The sequence below is a fragment of the Streptomyces sirii genome, from assembly GCF_045690365.1.
GTDB lineage: Bacteria > Actinomycetota > Actinomycetes > Streptomycetales > Streptomycetaceae > Streptomyces > Streptomyces sirii.
Map to the genome: position 1 here is coordinate 3,269,466 of NZ_CP147982.1, position 18,166 is coordinate 3,287,631.

General features: G+C 71.7%; 13 protein-coding genes. 4 read left to right on the forward strand and 9 right to left on the reverse strand.

Annotated features, from left to right (window positions below):
- Nucleotides 1-336: 336 nt before the first annotated feature.
- Nucleotides 337-2,199 (reverse strand): translation elongation factor 4, encoded by a 1,863-nt coding sequence (gene lepA, locus WAB15_RS14785; protein WP_407286541.1) that lies wholly within the window; start codon nt 2,197-2,199, stop codon nt 337-339.
- A 411-nt stretch (nt 2,200-2,610) separates the two neighbouring features.
- Here lepA and rpsT point away from each other — a divergent pair, with 411 nt between their 5' ends.
- Together rpsT and WAB15_RS14795 are read left to right on the forward strand one after the other, a co-directional pair.
- Nucleotides 2,611-2,877: a 30S ribosomal protein S20 gene (rpsT, locus tag WAB15_RS14790; RefSeq protein ID WP_393486936.1), complete on the forward strand. Its 267-nt coding sequence runs from the start codon at nt 2,611-2,613 to the stop codon at nt 2,875-2,877.
- 470 nt (nt 2,878-3,347) lie between these two features.
- Nucleotides 3,348-4,241 carry a hypothetical protein gene (locus WAB15_RS14795; protein ID WP_399147751.1) on the forward strand — a complete coding sequence of 298 codons (894 nt, stop codon included), beginning with the start codon at nt 3,348-3,350 and terminating at the stop codon, nt 4,239-4,241.
- Nucleotides 4,242-4,410: 169 nt separating this feature from the next.
- Here WAB15_RS14795 and holA read toward each other — a convergent pair whose 3' ends face one another.
- Complete coding sequence (gene holA, locus WAB15_RS14800) at nt 4,411-5,394, reverse strand: DNA polymerase III subunit delta (RefSeq protein ID WP_384426848.1); 984 nt, start codon at nt 5,392-5,394, stop codon at nt 4,411-4,413.
- Between the two features lie 107 nt (nt 5,395-5,501).
- Between holA and WAB15_RS14805 the strand changes: the two genes are divergently transcribed.
- Complete coding sequence (locus WAB15_RS14805; protein WP_399147749.1) at nt 5,502-5,759, forward strand: hypothetical protein; 258 nt, start codon at nt 5,502-5,504, stop codon at nt 5,757-5,759.
- A 118-nt stretch (nt 5,760-5,877) separates the two neighbouring features.
- Here the strand turns inward: WAB15_RS14805 and WAB15_RS14810 are convergent, their stop codons facing one another.
- Nucleotides 5,878-6,678 carry an arylamine N-acetyltransferase gene (locus WAB15_RS14810; RefSeq protein WP_399147748.1) on the reverse strand — a complete coding sequence of 267 codons (801 nt, stop codon included), beginning with the start codon at nt 6,676-6,678 and terminating at the stop codon, nt 5,878-5,880.
- On the reverse strand, nt 6,678-7,163 hold the full coding sequence (locus tag WAB15_RS14815; RefSeq protein ID WP_399147747.1) for an RrF2 family transcriptional regulator: 486 nt from the start codon (nt 7,161-7,163) through the stop codon (nt 6,678-6,680). The genes WAB15_RS14810 and WAB15_RS14815 overlap by 1 nt, the downstream gene beginning before the upstream one ends.
- A 256-nt stretch (nt 7,164-7,419) precedes the next feature.
- On the opposite strand from WAB15_RS14815, the gene WAB15_RS14820 reads away from it, so the two are divergent.
- Nucleotides 7,420-8,949 (forward strand): PstS family phosphate ABC transporter substrate-binding protein, encoded by a 1,530-nt coding sequence (locus WAB15_RS14820; RefSeq protein ID WP_407286542.1) that lies wholly within the window; start codon nt 7,420-7,422, stop codon nt 8,947-8,949.
- On the opposite strand, the gene WAB15_RS14825 is transcribed toward WAB15_RS14820, so the two are convergent.
- The 5 genes from WAB15_RS14825 to WAB15_RS14845 form a co-directional block, all read right to left on the reverse strand.
- Nucleotides 8,879-11,404: a ComEC/Rec2 family competence protein gene (locus WAB15_RS14825; protein WP_407286543.1), complete on the reverse strand. Its 2,526-nt coding sequence runs from the start codon at nt 11,402-11,404 to the stop codon at nt 8,879-8,881. The genes WAB15_RS14820 and WAB15_RS14825 overlap by 71 nt on opposite strands.
- A gap of 458 nt (nt 11,405-11,862) precedes the next feature.
- Nucleotides 11,863-12,756, reverse strand: a complete 894-nt coding sequence (locus WAB15_RS14830; protein ID WP_407286544.1) for a helix-hairpin-helix domain-containing protein — start codon at nt 12,754-12,756, stop codon at nt 11,863-11,865.
- 292 nt (nt 12,757-13,048) lie between these two features.
- Nucleotides 13,049-13,894 (reverse strand): DegV family protein, encoded by an 846-nt coding sequence (locus WAB15_RS14835; RefSeq protein WP_407286545.1) that lies wholly within the window; start codon nt 13,892-13,894, stop codon nt 13,049-13,051.
- A 247-nt stretch (nt 13,895-14,141) separates the two neighbouring features.
- Complete coding sequence (locus tag WAB15_RS14840; RefSeq protein ID WP_407286546.1) at nt 14,142-14,981, reverse strand: hypothetical protein; 840 nt, start codon at nt 14,979-14,981, stop codon at nt 14,142-14,144.
- A 214-nt stretch (nt 14,982-15,195) separates the two neighbouring features.
- Complete coding sequence (locus WAB15_RS14845) at nt 15,196-18,084, reverse strand: leucine--tRNA ligase (RefSeq protein WP_407286547.1); 2,889 nt, start codon at nt 18,082-18,084, stop codon at nt 15,196-15,198.
- Between the last annotated feature and the right edge of the window lie 82 nt (nt 18,085-18,166).

The following is an 18,166-nucleotide window of genomic DNA, read 5'->3' on the forward strand; positions in this document are numbered from 1 at the left end:
GGGCCGGGCCGGTCACCGCACACGAGACCACAGCAGGCGGCAGCGGTCACGGCACGACGGAACGGCGCGCTCCGCATTCATCCCGATGCGCGCCCCGTCGCCCGGTGCGCGCGCGCACGCCCCGGTACGCGTTCAGAAGCCCGGTCTGCGTTCAGACACCCGCACGCGCCCCGGAGGTCCGCATACAGCCCGGAGCCTGCCCAGGGGTAGGGGCGGAGCCCCGGCGGAGCCCCGGCGGAAGAGGAGGCCGGCAGGGCGCCCAGGAGACGCGGACAGGGCGCCGACCCCCTTCGGGGGCCGACGCCCTGTCCGCGCTCTTGCCGCTTGCTTCGGCTGCTACTTCTTCTTCTCGCCGCTGTCGTCCGAGGACAGCACCGCGATGAAGGCCTCCTGCGGGACCTCCACGCTGCCGACCATCTTCATCCGCTTCTTGCCTTCCTTCTGCTTCTCCAGCAGCTTCCGCTTACGGGAGATGTCACCGCCGTAGCACTTGGCGAGGACGTCCTTGCGGATGGCGCGGACCGTCTCACGGGCGATGACCCGGCTGCCGATGGCGGCCTGGATCGGCACCTCGAAGCTCTGCCGCGGGATCAGCTCGCGCAGCTTGGCGACCAGCCGCACACCGTAGGCGTACGCCTTGTCCTTGTGGCAGATCGCGGAGAACGCGTCGACCTTGTCGCCGTGCAGCAGGATGTCGACCTTCACCAGGTCGGCGGCCTGTTCACCGGTGGGCTCGTAGTCCAGCGACGCATAGCCACGGGTCTTGGACTTGAGCTGGTCGAAGAAGTCGAAGACGACCTCGGCGAGCGGGAGGGTGTAGCGGATCTCGACGCGGTCCTCGGAGAGGTAGTCCATGCCGAGCAGGTTGCCGCGGCGGGTCTGGCACAGCTCCATGATCGCGCCGATGAACTCGCTGGGCGCCAGGATCGTGGCCCGGACGACCGGCTCGTGCACCTTGTCGATCTTGCCCGTCGGGAACTCGCTCGGGTTGGTGACCTCGTGCTCGGCGCCGTCCTCCATGTCCACGCGGTAGACCACGTTGGGCGCGGTGGCGATCAGGTCGAGACCGAACTCGCGCTCCAGGCGCTCGCGGACGACCTCCAGGTGCAGCAGGCCCAGGAAGCCGACGCGGAAACCGAAGCCCAGGGCAGCCGAGGTCTCCGGCTCGTAGACCAGCGCGGCGTCGTTGAGCTGGAGCTTGTCCAGGGCCTCGCGCAGCTCCGGGTAGTCCGAGCCGTCGAGCGGGTACAGGCCCGAGAAGACCATGGGCTTGGGGTCCTTGTAGCCGCCCAGCGGCTCCGTGGCGCCCTTGGTGAGCTGGGTGATGGTGTCGCCGACCTTGGACTGGCGGACGTCCTTCACGCCGGTGATCAGATAGCCGACCTCGCCGACGGAGAGGCCGTCGGCGGCCGTCATCTCCGGGGAGTTCGTACCGATCTCCAGCAGCTCGTGAGCCGCGCCGGTCGACATCATCTTGATGCGCTCGCGCTTGTTGAGCGTGCCGTCGACGACCTTCACATACGTCACGACGCCGCGGTAGGAGTCGTAGACCGAGTCGAAGATCATCGCGCGGGCCGGGGCGTCCTTGGTGCCGACCGGGGCCGGGACCTCGCGGACGACCTTGTCCAGCAGCTCGGGCACGCCCACGCCGGTCTTGGCGGAGACCCGCAGCACGTCGGACGGCTCGCAGCCCACGAGGTTCGCCAGCTCCAGGGCGAACTTCTCGGGCTGGGCGGCCGGCAGGTCGATCTTGTTGAGGACCGGGATGATCGTGAGGTCGTTCTCCATCGCCAGGTAGAGGTTGGCGAGGGTCTGGGCCTCGATGCCCTGGGCGGCGTCCACCAGGAGGATGCAGGCCTCGCACGCGGCCAGCGAGCGGGAGACCTCGTAGGTGAAGTCGACGTGACCAGGGGTGTCGATCATGTTGAGGATGTGGGTCGGGCCACCTTCCTCGTCGCTGCGGGCCCAGGGCAGTCGGACCGCCTGGGACTTGATCGTGATGCCGCGCTCGCGCTCGATGTCCATGCGGTCGAGGTACTGCGCGCGCATCTGCCGCTGGTCGACGACGCCGGTGATCTGGAGCATCCGGTCGGCGAGAGTCGACTTGCCGTGGTCGATGTGCGCGATGATGCAGAAGTTACGGATGAGAGCCGGGTCGGTACGGCTCGGCTCCGGCACGTTCGTAGGGGTCGCGGGCACGCAGGGTCCATTCAGTGAACGCGGGTAGGCGGGACTCGGGTATATGACGTCTCCCCCATGGTCCCATGAGCGGCGGGGTCGGTCGGGTTTGGGCGGGGTGGCGGTCGTACCGGGCGGTCGCGGGGGCATTACGGGGGCTCGCGCGCAGGGGGCCACGGCGGCCTCGCGCGAAGGGCGGGCCGCGCCTCGGGCGGGCGCCTCGGCCGCCACGGGGGCCGTTACGGAGCGTGGCTTCGGTCGCTTCGGTCGCTACGGCCGGGGGCCTCGGCCGCTCCCTGCAAGGGTTCCCGACCACCGCGGGCCCGGTTTGGGAGGCCATAGGCCCTGCTGGTAGCCTGGTCCACTGCGCTTCGTGCCCTCTCTCGTGCGTGGCGCAACTCGAAACTCCAACGAACCTGAAAAGGCTCTTTCGTGGCGAACATCAAGTCCCAGATGAAGCGGATCAAGACCAACGAGAAGGCTCGTCAGCGCAACAAGGCTGTCAAGTCCGCTCTGAAGACCTCGATCCGTCGCACCCGTGAGGCCATCGAGGCCGGTGACCTGCAGAAGGCCACCACCGCCCAGGCCGAGGCTGCCAAGAAGCTCGACAAGGCTGTCAGCAAGGGTGTCATCCACAAGAACGCCGCCGCCAACAAGAAGTCGGCGCTGGCGAAGAAGGTCGCGGCCCTCAAGGCCTGACCTTCGCCCGGAAGAAGGTCGCCGGCCCGTCCGAGGCCCTGATCTTCCTCCACCCGCAGCATCAACTGCCTGCAGCATCCCTGCCGACAGGGACCCAGCGGCCCCTCTCTCCGCTCCCTGGTCGGTGCACCACCGCGCCGCACACGGCCTGCGTTCGCCACGCGGGTGCGGCGCACCCGGCTCACCCGGCGGCCTCCACCGCCGACGAAGCCGCAGTCGCTTGACGCGAAGGCCCCGCCACTCCCCTTCCCCGGGGTGGGCGGGGCCTTTCGTTTGCCCGCACCCTTCGCACTTGCCTCATTCGCACTTGCCTCAGCGGCTGCCCTTCGCACGCCGTGCCCGCGCCCTTCGCGCCTCTCCTTCCTCGCTCGCACCTGCCCTTTCTCGGGCGCTTCGACCGCCCCGGCGATGGACGTAGATGCGGTCGTATATTCGGTTCAGCTGTCAGTGGGGTCCGCTACGCTGCGGCCATGTCCATCTCGGGGGATCCGAACAATCCCTACGCCCAGCCGCAGCCCAACCCCTACGGCCAGGTGCCGGCGCCGCAGAACCCGGTGCCTCCCCAGCAGAACCCCTACACCCAGCAGGCCCCGCCGGCGCAGCCCCCCGGCGTCGGCTACGGCTATCCGGCACCCGGCGTACCCGCCGCCCCCACAGGGGCACCCGGCGCTTCGGGTGGGTCCGGCCGCGGCGCCTCCGGTTGGCTCTGGGCGGTCGGCGGTGTGGTCGCCGCCTCCGCGATATGGGCGTCGCTGCTGTTCGCCACCGGCGGCTTCTCCTCCGAGCCCAGTCCCGACCTCGCGGGCTACGGCTACACCGGCGATCTGTGCGCGGCCACCTCGATGACCCCGTTCGAGAACGCCGACTACGAGACCAAGAAGAGCACCGGCTCGACCTCCAAGGACGCCAACCCGCAGCACAGCGGCGCGCAGCAGAAGTCGCTGGACACCATGTGGTGCAACGTTTCGCTGCAGCGGGAGAACGCCGGCAGCTCCGACTACTCCTCGACCTGGCTCTACAACACCGCCACCCTGCACAAGAAGACCGACCCGACGCCGGAGTTCGCCGACGGCTACCGCTCGTACGAGAAGCAGGACACCTCGGTCGGCTACAAGGTCGAGTCCGTCGCGGGCCTCGGCGACGAGGCGTATCTGGTGACCCGGAACGACGAGGGCAGCAGTAGCAACAGCTCCTATGTCATCCTCGGCGTCCGGGACGGCTGGATGACCTATCAGTCGACGTGGTCGAGCTACGCATCGAGCAGCAGCTCCACCAAGCCGCCCACCTCCTCCGAGGTCGCGACCATGCTGAAGACCAGCGCGACGGAGACCCTCAAGCGACTGCAGAACTCGGGGTCACGGTAGGCCTCACGGGCACGGGCACGGACACGGGCACAGGTACGGATACGGCCGCGAACACAGATCGCGTAGGCCGCAGCCCCCGTACGTCACGCGACGCCCCCGGTACGTACGCCACGAGACCTCGTACGTCACCGCCCCCTGCGCATCACGGCGACCGCACCACGACCGGGCCTCACCGCGACCGCGCCGCCCGGGCAACCGCCACGATGGCCTTCTCCAGGGCGTACGCCGGGTCGTCCCCGCCGCCCTTGACTCCCGCGTCGGCCGCCGCCACCGCCCGCAGCGCCGTGGCCACGCCGTCCGCCGACCAGCCGCGCATCTGCTGCCGCACCCGGTCGATCTTCCACGGCGGCATGCCCAGGTCACGGGCGAGGTCACCGGGGCGCGCGCCGCGCGGGGCGGAGGCCAGCTTGCCGATGGCCCGGACGCCCTGGGCGAGCGCGCTGGTGATCATGACGGGGGCGACGCCGGTCGCGAGCGACCAGCGCAGCGCCTCCAGCGCCTCCGCCGCCCGCCCCTCGACGGCGCGGTCCGCGACGGTGAAGCTCGAGGCCTCGGCCCGGCCCGTGTAGTACCGCCCGACGACGGCCTCGTCGATCGTGCCCTCGACATCGGCCGCCAGCTGCGAACAGGCCGACGCCAGTTCCCGCAGATCGCTGCCGATCGCATCGACCAGCGACTGACAGGCCTCCGGAGTCGCCGATCGCCCGGCCGTGCGGAACTCGCTCCGTACGAACGCCAGCCGGTCGGCCGGCTTGGTCATCTTGGGGCAGGCCACCTCGCGCGCCCCGGCCTTACGAGCGGCGTCCAGCAGGCCCTTGCCCTTGGCGCCGCCGGCATGGAGCAGAACGAGCGTGATCTCCTCGGCGGGCGAGCCGAGATACGCCTTGACGTCCTTGATGGTGTCCGCGGACAAATCCTGGGCGGCCCGCACCACCACGACCTTGCGCTCCGCGAAGAGCGAGGGGCTGGTCAGCTCGGCGAGGGTGCCGGGCTGCAGCTGATCGGGGGTGAGGTCGCGTACGTCGGTGTCCGCGTCGGCCGCCCGAGCGGCCGCCACCACCTGCTGCACGGCACGGTCCAGCAGCAGGTCTTCCTGGCCCACCGCGATCGTGACGGGAGCGAGGGGGTCATCGTGAGCTGTCTTCCTGGCCATCGCGATCCAGCATCCCACGCCCCACTGACAACGCCGCCCGTGCGGCTCCCCGGCCCACCGCCGCCCCGGCCACCGGAGCCACCGTCCTCCTCACGGACAATGGCCGGGTGAACGACAACGCCCGCCCCGCACGCCATGTCATCGTCCTGCCCGACCGCGACGCCGCGGAGGAGGTGGCCGAGGCCCTGACCGAACGCTTCGGCGTCACCGAAGAACCGCAGCTCGTACGGGACGCGCTGGCCGGTGAGGACGACGCCGAGGACGCCCAGTGGCTGGTGGTGGTCGAAGACCCCGACGCCGTCCACGACCCGGCTCGGCTGGAAGGCCTCGCGGCGGAGTACGAGGGCTGGCTGGAGGCCGAGTAACACCGGCGGGCGGGCTCGGCCCCCACGGCCTCGATGCCCCCCGGCCCCACGCCCTCACGCACGTCCTTGCATACGCCCCTGCTCACGTCCTTGCCTATGTCCCTGCCTATGTCCCCGCCTACGGCTGGGCGCCCGCCCCAGGCACCCGCCCCTTCGCCACCACGGGCTCCCGCTCCAGAACGATCCCGAAGTGCTCCCGATAGGCGGCGAGGACCTCGCCCTCCTCCACCTGGCGCTCCTCCCGCGCGCCGTCCGCGCCGGTGATCACGAGCGTGCGGCCGGAGAGCGTCACCCGACCGGTCTCGGTCAGCCGTGAGCACACCAGGGACTGCGTGAAGTGCGACTTCGGCGAGGTCTGGTGCCACCAGCAGCCGACCTCGAACTCCGCATACGCACGCGGGCGCCGCTCAAGCCGGTACTGGGGCGTGCCATCCCGCAGTACATCGAGGTCCCCCTCAGCGGTCTCCTCGATCCGGAACTCCCCGGCGGGGTCGCTCTGTTCGGCGCGGCTGTCCCAGCGGAGCGGGAGGTGGCTGTTCCGGCCGAAGCCGACATCCGCGAGCCACGGCCCGCTGGGTGTTCGGACGCGCAGTGCGAGATGGTCGTACGGGATTCCGGGCCCGTCGGGACCGAAGACGCGGCCCGCGAGCAGTTCGACCTCGTAGCCGAGGGCTCGCAGCAGCATCGCGAAGGCGCCGTTGAGTTCGTAGCAGAAGCCTCCGCGCCGGGCGCCGACGATCTTGTCCAGCAACGGCTTCTCCGCGAGCACGATCTCCTCGCCGAGGTGGATGGAGAGGTTCTCGAAGGGGACGGCGCGCAGATGACCGAGGTGCAGCGCGCGCAGCGCGTCGGCGTCGGGGGCCGCGGGTCTTGCGGCCCCGATGCGGTCCAGGTAGGCGTCGACGGCAGTGGTGTCCATCAGGTGTGCGTCCTCTCCGTAGCGAACCAGCGGCGGGTCTGCTCCACCGCGGAAGCGGGGGTCCCCGCAGCGACATCGGCGATGGTCTGCGCCGCCAGCTCACGCCGCCAGGCCAGTTCGGCCTTGCGCATCGCCGTGGAGATTCCGCACGGCCGGCCGAACTCCCGGACGGGGTGCTCGGCACCGGCCCCCTGCCGGCGGATCTCCTGACAGCGGAAGGCGTCTTCGGTGCCCTCGATCGCCGCGACCACGTCCATCAGCGTGATCCGCTCCGGCGCCCGCGCCAACTGGAAGCCGCCCCGGGCCCCAGGCGTGGACGTCAGGATCCCGGCCCGCACCAAGGCCTGCAGCCGCTTGTTCAAGTAAGCCGCCGGCAACGCGAACGAGGCCGCCAGCCGAGCCGTCGAGACCGGCCCTTCCCCCTCCAACCAGGCCAGCGTCACACAGCAGTGCAGGCCCCACTCGACGCCTTCACTCATCCTCATAATCTGGAGTCTACATATCCCGTTTCCGCCGACCTCCCCGTTTTATTCGGCACGCGGTCCCTACGGAATCGCCTGGTGAGCCTGGACGGCGAACAGGGGCCGGGCGCGGAGGGCGCTCTTCCGAAAAGGCTCCTTCACAGAGACGAAAGGACAACGGATGAACCTCTGGTGACGGGCTGCCGAAGGGGGCTCGGGGTGCGGTGGGGGTCCTTAAAGTTTTGACGTCCCGTCGTCCGATCATCCGTGCGAGGTTGCCGTGGCTCTGCCGGACACCGAGACGATCCTCACCGCGGCCGGGCTCGTGGCGACGGCCGTGGTGTGGGCCGTGGAGCGGTTTCTGCCGGGCCGGAAGCGGATCGGCTATCGGGTCCAGATGGACACCGCGATCGGCATGAACCCCCAAGACGCGCACAGTCTCGTGCAGTTGAGGCTGCTGCGGCAGGATCAGGAGATCAGCGACGCGACGCTGGCGCTGCTGCGGTTCGAGAACGACGGCGGCAAGGACATCGTCCGGCAGGACTATCAGGAGCCGCTGACCGTCGAGTTCGCCGGACGCACCGTCATCGGCGCCGAGGTGCCGGACGCCAACCCGACGGACCTGGTGCGCATGCTGACCCGCAACGGCGGTGGGCTGCGGCACGACGGCGGCCGGCTGTTCCTCCCCAAGGTGCCGCTGAACAAGCGGAACCACTTCAAGGTGCTGGTGCTCCTCACTGGCTCCGATACGGACCAGAGCCCCGAGGGCGGCCGTGCCGGCGGCGCGGCCGGGACTGTGACCGTCGGCGGGTTCATCAGTGGCGGACGGATCCGGCGCAACGCCCAGCGCTGGGGGCCGCGCAAGCTCAGCCTCGCACTGGGTGGCACCTTCATCGTCCTGCTGGGGCTGCTCGGCGGGCTGCTGCTCAGCGGCCGGGTGACGCCGGTGCCCGGCGAGTGTGCCGCCGGGCGGCTGACCGTCGACGGGTCCACCGCGTTCGCCCCGCCGATGCGGGAGATCGCCCGCCAGTACCGGGCCCGGTGTGCGGACGCCGAGGTCACGGTCCTGGAGAGCGGCAGCCTGTCCGGCCTGGGCAACCTCAACCGGGAGGCCGGTCCCGCGTCCGCCGAGGGTCCCGGTTTCATCGCCGTGTCGGATGTGCCGGCGCCGTCCCTCTACCGACGGCTGGAAGGTAACCCGGTGGGCGTCATCGTGCTCAGCCTCGTGGCCAACGACAAGGCCGGCGTCGACGGTCTCACCTCCGACCAGATCCGGAAGATATACGACGGGACCTACACCAACTGGAAGCAGCTGAACGGGCACGACCTGCCGATCCGCCTCGTCAGCCGGGACGCCGGGTCGGGCACCCGCCGGGCCTTCGAGACGTCCGTTCTGCACAGCTCGGAGCCGGGCGTGGTGTCGTCCTACGACTGCGGCGACAAGGACCGCGACGAACGCGCGCGCCTGACGCGTTGCGAGGTGAACAGCACCAAGAGCCTGCTGGACGCGGTCGACCGGGTGCCGGGGGCCATCGGTTACGCGGAGGTCTATGCGGCGGCGCAGCGGCGGCACGTGGTCAGCGTGCGGCTGAACGGGAACGAACCGGACATCGAGTGGGGACGGCAACGCGATTACCCCTTCTGGACGGTGGAGTACCTCTACACCTACGGGCGGCCCGAAGACGGCTCACTGACCGCGAAGTTCCTGGCCTTCATGGACTCCGACACGGCGAAGAACATCATGCGGATGTACAAGCACGTGCCCTGCGCCGACCGGCAGAGCCTGCCGGTCGCCGTATGCCGGCCGTGAGAGGACGGCCGGCGGGAGGACCGCGGCCGGCGACCGTCGCCGAGAGCCCGGCCCGACCGCCCAGGACCGCGATCGCACCGTCGGTGTCCGTGCGCAGCACCCTGGCGCCCTGGGCGCGCAGGGCCGCGATGGTCCGGGACGCCGGATGCCCATACGGATTGCCGGCCCCGCAGGAAATCAGCGCCAGGCGCGGCGCCAGCCGGTGTATCAGCGGCGGGTCCTGATAGGCGGAGCCGTGGTGCGCCACCTTCAGGACATCGACGGCGCCCAGCTCGGGGTGGGCCGCCAGCAGCGCCTGCTGAGCGGGCGGTTCGAGATCGCCGAGCAGGAGGAGGGTCATCCCCGCCGTGCGGACGAGGAGGGTGACGCTGGAGTCGTTGGGGCTGTCAGCGCTGTCCCGGCTGCCGGCGGCAAGGGGGCCGCTGGGCCCCGGTACCCCCGGCGGAGCGGGAGGCCAGAGGACTTCCCAGGTGAGGGGGCCCAGGTGACGCCGCTCCCCCGGTGCGGCGGGGACGACCGGGATGCCGGCGGCCGCGGCCGTACCGCGTACGAACCGGGCCTGTCCAGGCGGCTGTTGAAGCGTCGTGGTCTCGATGGCGCCGACCGAGCGGCCGCGGAGCGCGCCGGGGAGCCCGTCCACGTGATCGGCGTGGAAGTGGGTGAGGATGAGGAGCGGGATGCGGCGGATGCCCAGGTCGGTGAGGCAACGGTCGATGGCGCCCGGCTCGGGACCGGTGTCCACCACCAGTGCCGTGCCCTCCCCCGCTGCCAGCACCAGCCCGTCGCCCTGCCCCACGTCGCACACCACGGCACGCCACCCGGGTGGCGGCCAGCCCGTGATGACGCGGGTCAACGGGGCGGGGCGGCAGACCGCCAGGATCACGGCCAGCGCGCACAGCGCACACAGCCAGGGACGGCGCAGCGTCCGGCGGCCTACCGCCACCAGAACCGCGATGACGGCCGCCAGCGCCAGTCCGCCCACCCAGCCGCCGGACCAGCCGAACTCGGCTCCCGGCAGCGCCGCCCCCGTGCGGGCCACGCCGGCGATCCACTGGGCCGGCCAGCCCGCGCACCAGGCCAGTGCCTGGGCGACCGGCGGCGCGACCGGGGCGGCGGCGAGGGCGGCGAAGCCGAGGACCGTGGCGGGGGCCACGGCCAGCTCGGCCAGCAGATTGCAGGGCACGGCGACCAGGCCGACACGGGCCGCGAGCACGGCGACGACGGGGGCGCAGACGGCCTGGGCGGCGGCCGCCGCGGCGATCACCTCGGCCAGCCGGGGCGGTACCCGGCGCCGCTGCAGAGCCGCGCTCCAGCGTGGCGCGAGCAGCAGGAGCGCGCCGGTGGCCAGGACGGAGAGCAGGAAGCCGTAACTTCGGGCGAGCCAGGGATCGTAGAGGACCAGCAGCAGCACCGCGGCGGCGAGTGCGGGCAGCAGCGAGCGGCGGCGGCCGGTGCCGATCGCCAGCAGCGTGATCAGGCCGCAGGCGGCGGCGCGCAGCACGCTCGGGTCCGGGCGGCACACGACGACGAAGGCGAGCGCGAGGGCCCCGCCGATGACGGCCGTCCCACGGAGCGACAGCCCGAGGAGCGGCGCCAGCCCACGTCGCTCGGCACGCGTGGCCAGATGCGGCGGACCGATCAGCAGAGCGAGCACGATCGTCAGATTGCTGCCGGAGACGGCCAGCAGGTGTGTCAGGTCGGTCGCGCGGAAGGCGTCGTCCAGGTCCGGCGGCACGCGCGAGGTGTCGCCCACGACAAGACCGGGCAACAGCGCGCGGGCATCGGGACGCAGACCGTCGGTGGCGTCCCGGAGCCCCGCACGCAGGCTTCCCGCCATCCGCTGAAGGCCGCTGGGAGCCTGGACTTCGACCGGCGGCGCGTTCGCGGCGACCCGCAGGACGGCGGCCAGGCGGTCGTTCGACGACAGCGGCGGTACGGCACGGGCCATGACCCGGATACGGGTCGACGGCAGCAACCCGCGCCATTCCGGGGAGAGCCCATGGCGCGGCCGGGTGCGCTGCGCCCCTTCCGGCCCGTCCGCGCCCGCGCCTGCGGAGGCGTGCGCGTGGGCGTCGACGGGGTTCCACACGGCGGCTCCCCTCGGGTGCTCCGCCCCGTCGCGCCGGCCGTCCTCGTTGTCGCCGCGGCCGGGCTGCACGACCACAAGGGTCGGTGTGCGGACGGCCGTGACCTCTCCGCTCGGCGCGGTGACGCGGACAGCATCGGCCGTGAACACCAGTGCCGGGGGCGTCCGTTGGGATCCGCGCACCCTGGGCCTGGTCAGCCGCGGATCACCGGTCACCTCCAGCTCCGCGGTGACCTGGGCGTACTTCCCCGCCAGGGCAGGCAGCGGCCCACGCCGGACATCCGCTGCATGCAGCGCCGCGGACGCCGCACCCGCAGCGGCACACAGCAGCACCGCGGCCAGCGCCACAAAGGCACCCGCGGACCACATCCGGGGCGGGCGGGGTCGGGGCGGATGGGGGTGGGGCGGCTGCGTTCCGCACGGGCCGGTGTCGGGCCGTGCCCCGTCACACGGCGGTTCGCCCCGTCCCGGGCCGTCCCTTGGCGCCTCAGGATCTGGCGCAACGGGGGCTGATGCTTCGGGGACTGGAGCCTCTGGATCCGGCATCCCAAGCTCCCCGGCCGCGGCCTCCGGCAGGCCACCGGTCCCGGGCCTACGCTCCGTCCGGCGCCGGACCACGGCCACCCGTAACGCGACGGCCGCGAGAACCACGGCCGCACCGCAGGCCACGACCACCGAACCACCGGGCACGCCCAGGGCGATCGCCGCAGCAGCCCAAGCCGCCAGTGCGGGCGCGACCAGGCGCAGATCGGCCGGGCCGTCCTGATGAGGGTCGGAGGCGCCGCGCACGGAGGACGCCATGGCGTGCACCGGGGGCCGCGGGCCGGTCATGGCTCCACCAGCGGGCGGAGGTCGGCGAAGCGGCGCTCTCCGATACCGGTCACCTGGCGGAGCTGCTCCACCGAGGTGAACCCGCCGTGCTGGGTGCGGAACTCGATGATGTGGCGGGCCAGGACGGGACCCACCCCTGGCAGGGCGTCGAGCTGCTGCTCGGTCGCCGCACTGAGGCTCACCGGCCCGCTCGGCCCACTGAGCCCGGTTCCAGCACCCGGTGCCCCACCGGCCCCCGCCGCTCCAGGGCCACCACCGCCGGCCCCGGCTCCCGCACCGGCACCGGGCACACCGACGACGATCTGTTCGCCATCGGTCAGCAGCCGCGCCCGGTTCAGCCCACGGGTGTTCGCCCCGTGCAGCACACCGCCCGCCGCCGACAACGCGTCGATCACCCGGGACCCCGGCGGCATCCGGTGGATTCCGGGATGCCGGACCTTACCGGTGACGTCGACGACCAACTGCCGGCCCCCACCGCCCGGCGGGCCACTCGCCATCGCGGCGGACGACGATGCGGACGACGGTGGCGGTAGGGAGGACGATCGCGTGCCGGCCCCCGGGCCGGGCACGCCCGGCGCCCCCTCGACCGCCGGGGCGCGTACCGGCTCCGGGCGCCCTGCCCAGAAATGCTGGACGGCGAGGCCCACCGCGACCGCGAGCACCAGAACCAACGCGGCGAGCGCCTTCGGGTCGGTGCCGCACCGTAACTGCACCCACAGGGGCAGTCGTTCACGCAACGCGAGCCAGGCCCGCTCCCGGCGGCGCCGGACTGGTGGATCGTGCCCGGGCGGTGGCGGTCCGGCCGGCACAGCCGCACCCGCCTCGCCGAAGACCGCCGCGACACGGGCCCGAACGCGCTCCCGCTCCCACTCCCGCGACCCCGTCGCCACGGATGGTCCCGAGGGGCCGTACGACTCCGCGGCCTCCGATGAGGCTGCCAGGGAGGAGGAAGGGCCTGACGAGGAAAAGGAAGGAGCTGCCTGGGAGGAGCGAGGAGCCGGGGAGGAGGGAGGAGCCTGGAAGGCGGACGAGACCGAGGAAGCCGTCTGAGCGGATCGAAACGAGTTCATACCGACCGACGCTAAGCACCTCGCGCAGATCTCGCCGAGGCACCTCAGATTCGGTGGACAGCACCCGAGTTGTGGATAACGGCGTCACCCACAAGGCACCCGGCAGCCTCTCTCAGCGCGGCGAGACCACGGCCCCCAGCAGCCCCGGCCCCGTGTGCGCGCCGATCACCGCACCGACCTCGCTCACATGCAGCTCGTTCAGGCCCGGTACCCGCTCCCGGAGTCTTAGGGCCAGGGCGTCCGCACGCTCCGCCGCGGCGAGATGGTGCACCGCGATGTCGACCTGGCCCTCGCCCGCGCGCTCCGCCGCGATCTCCTCAAGCCGTGCGATGGCCTTGGAGGCCGTACGGACCTTCTCCAGCAGCTCGATCCGCCCGTCGGCCAGTTGAAGCAGCGGCTTGACGGCGAGTGCGGAGCCGAGCAGGGCCTGGGCGGCACCGATGCGGCCGCCGCGGCGCAGATAGTCCAGGGTGTCGACGTAGAAGTAGGCGGAGGTGCCCGCTGCGCGCTTCTCCGCGGCGGCGACGGCTTCTTCCACGTCACCGCCCGCCTCCGCGGTCTCCGCCGCGGCGAGGGCACAGAACCCGAGAGCCATCGCGACCATTCCGGTGTCCACGACGTGTACGGGTACCGGTGCGTCCTGGGCCGCCATGACCGCCGCGTCGTAGGTGCCGGAGAACTCCGAGGAGAGGTGCAGGGAGACGATGGCGCTCGCGCCGGCCGCCGCCACTTTCCGGTACGTTTCCGCGAACACGGCGGGGCTGGGGCGGGAGGTCGTCACGGGGCGGCGCTTCTGGAGCGCCTGGGCGAGGGATCTCGCGGAGATCTCGGTGCCCTCTTCCAAGGCCTGGTCCCCCAGGACGACGGTCAGCGGAACGGCCGTGATGCGGTGGCGCTCGACAGCCGTCCGCGGCAAGTAGGCCGTGGAATCGGTGACGATCGCGACATGGCGGGACATGACTGGGAGATTATCCGGGGATGCGGACGCCGCACAGTGCGGGCCCCTCCCGAAGATCTTCCAGGTTTCACCAAGGCTCTGCCAAGTGCCCACGGGGCGACTCTGTCATCGCCCTCGGCGCTTGTCATCGCCGTCGGCGTCAGCCGTTGCGATCGCCCTGCTCTGGGCGGTTGCCGGCCCTGGCTTTCGTCAGCGCCTTCCCCGGGGCCCCGCCCCCACCCACCCCCGCCCCCTCGCCCCTACGCGTTCACGTCGTCGTGCCCTCCGTTCGCGGGGCCTTCTGCCAGGGGTAGGTCTGCTGGGTGCGCGGGTCACGGGCGGTGATCGCCTGCGGGGTCTCGGGGGACGGGCCCCAGGAGTAATCGGCGTCGGTCGTGTCCGAGGCCGAGCCCGGCCGGGTGCCGGCGCCCGACGAGTCGCCTGCGGTGTGCGCCGCCGGGCGTGCGGGACCGTCCGCCCCCGGCCGGCCCGGGGCGCCGGGACCGTGCTGCTGTCCTCGTCGCTCCTGCACCGGCTCCCGCAGCGGATCAGTGGTCGGCTCGTCCTGGGTCCAGTGCCGCAGCGCGCCCGACTCCACGTCGATCTGGTCGCTCAGCGCGGAGAGGTCGTCGTCGGCGAACTTGCGGGCGCGGTCGCGGGCCGCCCAGCGCAGCGACTCCGCGGAGTGCGTGATCCGCTCCGTGCGCTCCCGCAGCTCCGGGAGGCGGGCGGCAATGGTGGCCCGGTCGGGCTCCCGCTCCAGGCGCTTGAGCTCGGCGTCCAGCTCATGGCCATGGGCGCTCAGCCGCTCGAAGAGGCCGATCGCCTCACTGAGGGAGGCGTCTTCCGGGGCGCCGCCGTAGAGCACGTCCTGGGTGGCGCGCATGGACGTACGCAGGGAGATCCGCAGCTGCGCCAGCTCGCCGACGACGCCGGGCTGGGCGAGCTGACGGGCCCGGAGGGCGGTGTCCTCGACGCTCCTGCGGGCCTGGGCGACCGTGCGGTCCACTCCGCGCTTGGCCGCCTTCACCGCCTTCACGGTCACCCACACCCCGGCCAGCACGAACAGCAAGAAGAGCAGTCCGAGGATGGCGGCAGCGGCTTCCATGGGCTCTCCCCAGGCATGGTCGGCGGCGCCGGTCCTCACCCGCGCCCTGTATCTCCACCGTAAACGGCTGGGGCAGGTTGCGGGTTCCTGACGAACCCCCAACCTGCCCGTAGGGGAAACCACCTATGTCCCCGCCCGGAGCCTGCACCGGACCCGGCGCTGCCGCCCCAGGTGCCCGGAACCGCTCCGGCCGGGCACCCGCGGCGACCGGCGACTACGCAGGGACGATGTTCACCAGCTTGGGCGCCCGGACGATCACCTTCCGGATTCCCGCGCCGTTCAGCGCCGCGACCACCGCCGGCTCGGCCAGCGCCGTCGCCTCCAGGTCCGCCTCGGAGATCGAGGGAGCGACCTCCAGACGGGCCTTGACCTTGCCCTTGATCTGGACGACGCAGGTCACGGTCTCGTCCACGACGTACGCCGGGTCGGCGACCGGGAAGTCCGCGTGCACGACGGTCCCGGTGTGGCCCAGCTTGCGCCACAGCTCCTCGGCGATGTGCGGGGCCAGCGGGGCGATCAGCAGGACCAGCTGCTCCGCGACCGTGCGGGGGATCGGGCCGCCCGTCTTGGTCAGGTGGTTGTTCAGCTCGGTCACCTTGGCGATGGCGGTGTTGAAGCGCAGGTTTGCCATGTCCTGGGTGACGCCGTCGATGGCCTTGTGCAGAGCGCGCAGGGCGGCCTCGTCGGGCTCGGTGTCGACGACGGTCACCTCGCCACTGGCCTCGTCCACCACGTTGCGCCACAGGCGCTGCAGCAGGCGGTACTGGCCGACGACCGCGCGGGTGTCCCACGGGCGCGAGACGTCCAGCGGGCCCATCGCCATCTCGTACAGGCGCAGGGTGTCCGCGCCGTACTCGGCGCAGATCTCGTCCGGGGTGACGGCGTTCTTCAGGGACTTGCCCATCTTGCCCAGCAGCCGGGAGACCTTGCCGCCCTCGTAGTAGAAGACGCCGCCCTCGTGCTCCTCGACCTCCGCCGCGGGGACGGCGATACCGCGCGCGTCCCGGTAGACGTAGGCCTGGATCATGCCCTGGTTGTACAGCTTGTGGAACGGCTCGGCGGACGAGACGTGCCCCAGGTCGAACAGGACCTTGGACCAGAAGCGGGCGTACAGCAGGTGCAGCACGGCGTGCTCGGCGCCGCCCACGTACAGGTCGACGCCGCCGTGCGGCTGACCCTCGCGCGGTCCCATCCAGTACTGCTCGACATCCGGGTCGACCAGCTTGTCGGGGTTGCTCGGGTCCAGGTAGCGCATCTCGTACCAGCACGAACCCGCCCAGTTGGGCATGGTGTTGGTCTCGCGGCGGTAGCGCTTGACGCCGTCGCCCAGGTCCAGCTCGACGTTGACCCAGTCCTCGTTGCGGGACAGCGGGGTCTCCGGCTGGGTGTCGGCGTCGTCGGCGTCGAAGGTGCGGGGCGAGTAGTCCTCGACCTCGGGCAGCTCCAGCGGCAGCATCGACTCGGGCAGCGCGTGCGCCACGCCGTCCTCGTCGTAGACGATCGGGAACGGCTCGCCCCAGTAGCGCTGCCGGCTGAACAGCCAGTCGCGCAGCCGGAAGTTGACGGTGCCCTCACCGATGCCCTGGGCGGCCAGCCACTCGGTGATCTTCGCCTTGGCCTCGGTGACGCCCAGGCCGTCCAGCGAGATCGTGCCGCCGGACGAGTTGACGATCTTCGCGTCGTACGAGGCGAAGGCGTCGTCCCAGGTGGACGGGTCGGTGTCGCGGCCGTCCGACGGCTCGACGACACAGCGCATCGGCAGCTCGAAGGCGCGGGCGAAGGCGAAGTCGCGGGTGTCGTGCGCGGGGACGGCCATGATCGCGCCGGTGCCGTAGCCCATCAGGACGTAGTCGGCGATGAAGACCGGGACCTGCTCGCCGCTGACCGGGTTGGTGGCGTAGACGCCGGTGAAGACGCCGGTCTTGTCCTTGGCCTCGGCCTGCCGCTCGACGTCCGACTTGGACGCGGCCTGCTTGCGGTACGCGGCGACGGCCTCGGCCGGGGTGGCGTGGCCGCCGGTCCACACGTCGTGGGTGCCCTCGGGCCAGGCGTCCGGGACGATCGAGCCGGTGCCGTTGTCGGCGCCCGCGATCAGCGGGTGCTCGGGGGCCAGCACCATGTACGTTGCGCCGAACAGGGTGTCCTGCCGGGTGGTGAAGACGGTGATCTTCTCGTCGCCCACCGGGAAGTCGACCCGGGCACCCTCGGAGCGGCCGATCCAGTTGCGCTGCTGCAGCTTGATGGCCTCCGGCCAGTCCAGCTGGTCCAGGTCCTTCAGCAGCCGGTCGGCGTAGGCGGTGATGCGCATGTTCCACTGGCGCAGCTTGGCCTTGAAGACGGGGTAGTTGCCGCGCTCGGAGCGGCCGTCGGCGGTGACCTCCTCGTTGGCCAGCACCGTGCCCAGACCGGGGCACCAGTTGACCGGCGCGTCCGAGGCGTACGCCAGGCGGTACTCGCCCAGGACGTTGGCGCGCTCGATGGGGCTCAGCTCGGCCCAGGGGCGGCCGTCGGGGGTCGGGCGGGTGCCGGCCTCGAACTGGGCGACCAGGGTGTCGATCGGGCGGGCCGCGTCCGCCTCCGGGTCGTACCAGGAGTTGAAGATCTGCAGGAAGATCCACTGGGTCCACTTGTAGTACGCCGGGTCGATCGTCTCGATCGAGCGGCGCGGATCGTGGCCCAGGCCCAGCTGGCGCAGCTGGCGCCGCATGTTCACGATGTTGGCCTCGGTGGAGACCCGCGGGTGGGTGCCGGTCTGGACGGCGTACTGCTCGGCGGGCAGGCCGAAGGCGTCGAAGCCCAGGGTGTGCAGGACGTTGTGGCCCGTCATCCGCTGGTAGCGGGCGTACACGTCGGTGGCGATGAAGCCCAGGGGGTGGCCTACGTGCAGGCCGGCGCCCGACGGGTAGGGAAACATGTCCATGATGAACTTCTTGGGGCGGGCCACCGCGGTGGGGTCCCCGGCCAGGTCGCCCTTCGGGTTGGGGGCCTCGTAGGTCCCCTCCGCCTCCCAGAAGTCCTGCCAGCGTGCCTCGATGTCGGCGGCCAGGGCGGCCGTATAGCGGTGCGGCGCTGCCACCTCGGCAGCGTTGGTCGTCTCGCTCATCGTCCTCAAAGCTCCATCGATCGTCTCTGCCTGCGGAAACGCGCCTCGTCCCCGGCGTCCGCCGGAAACAAAAAGACCCCTC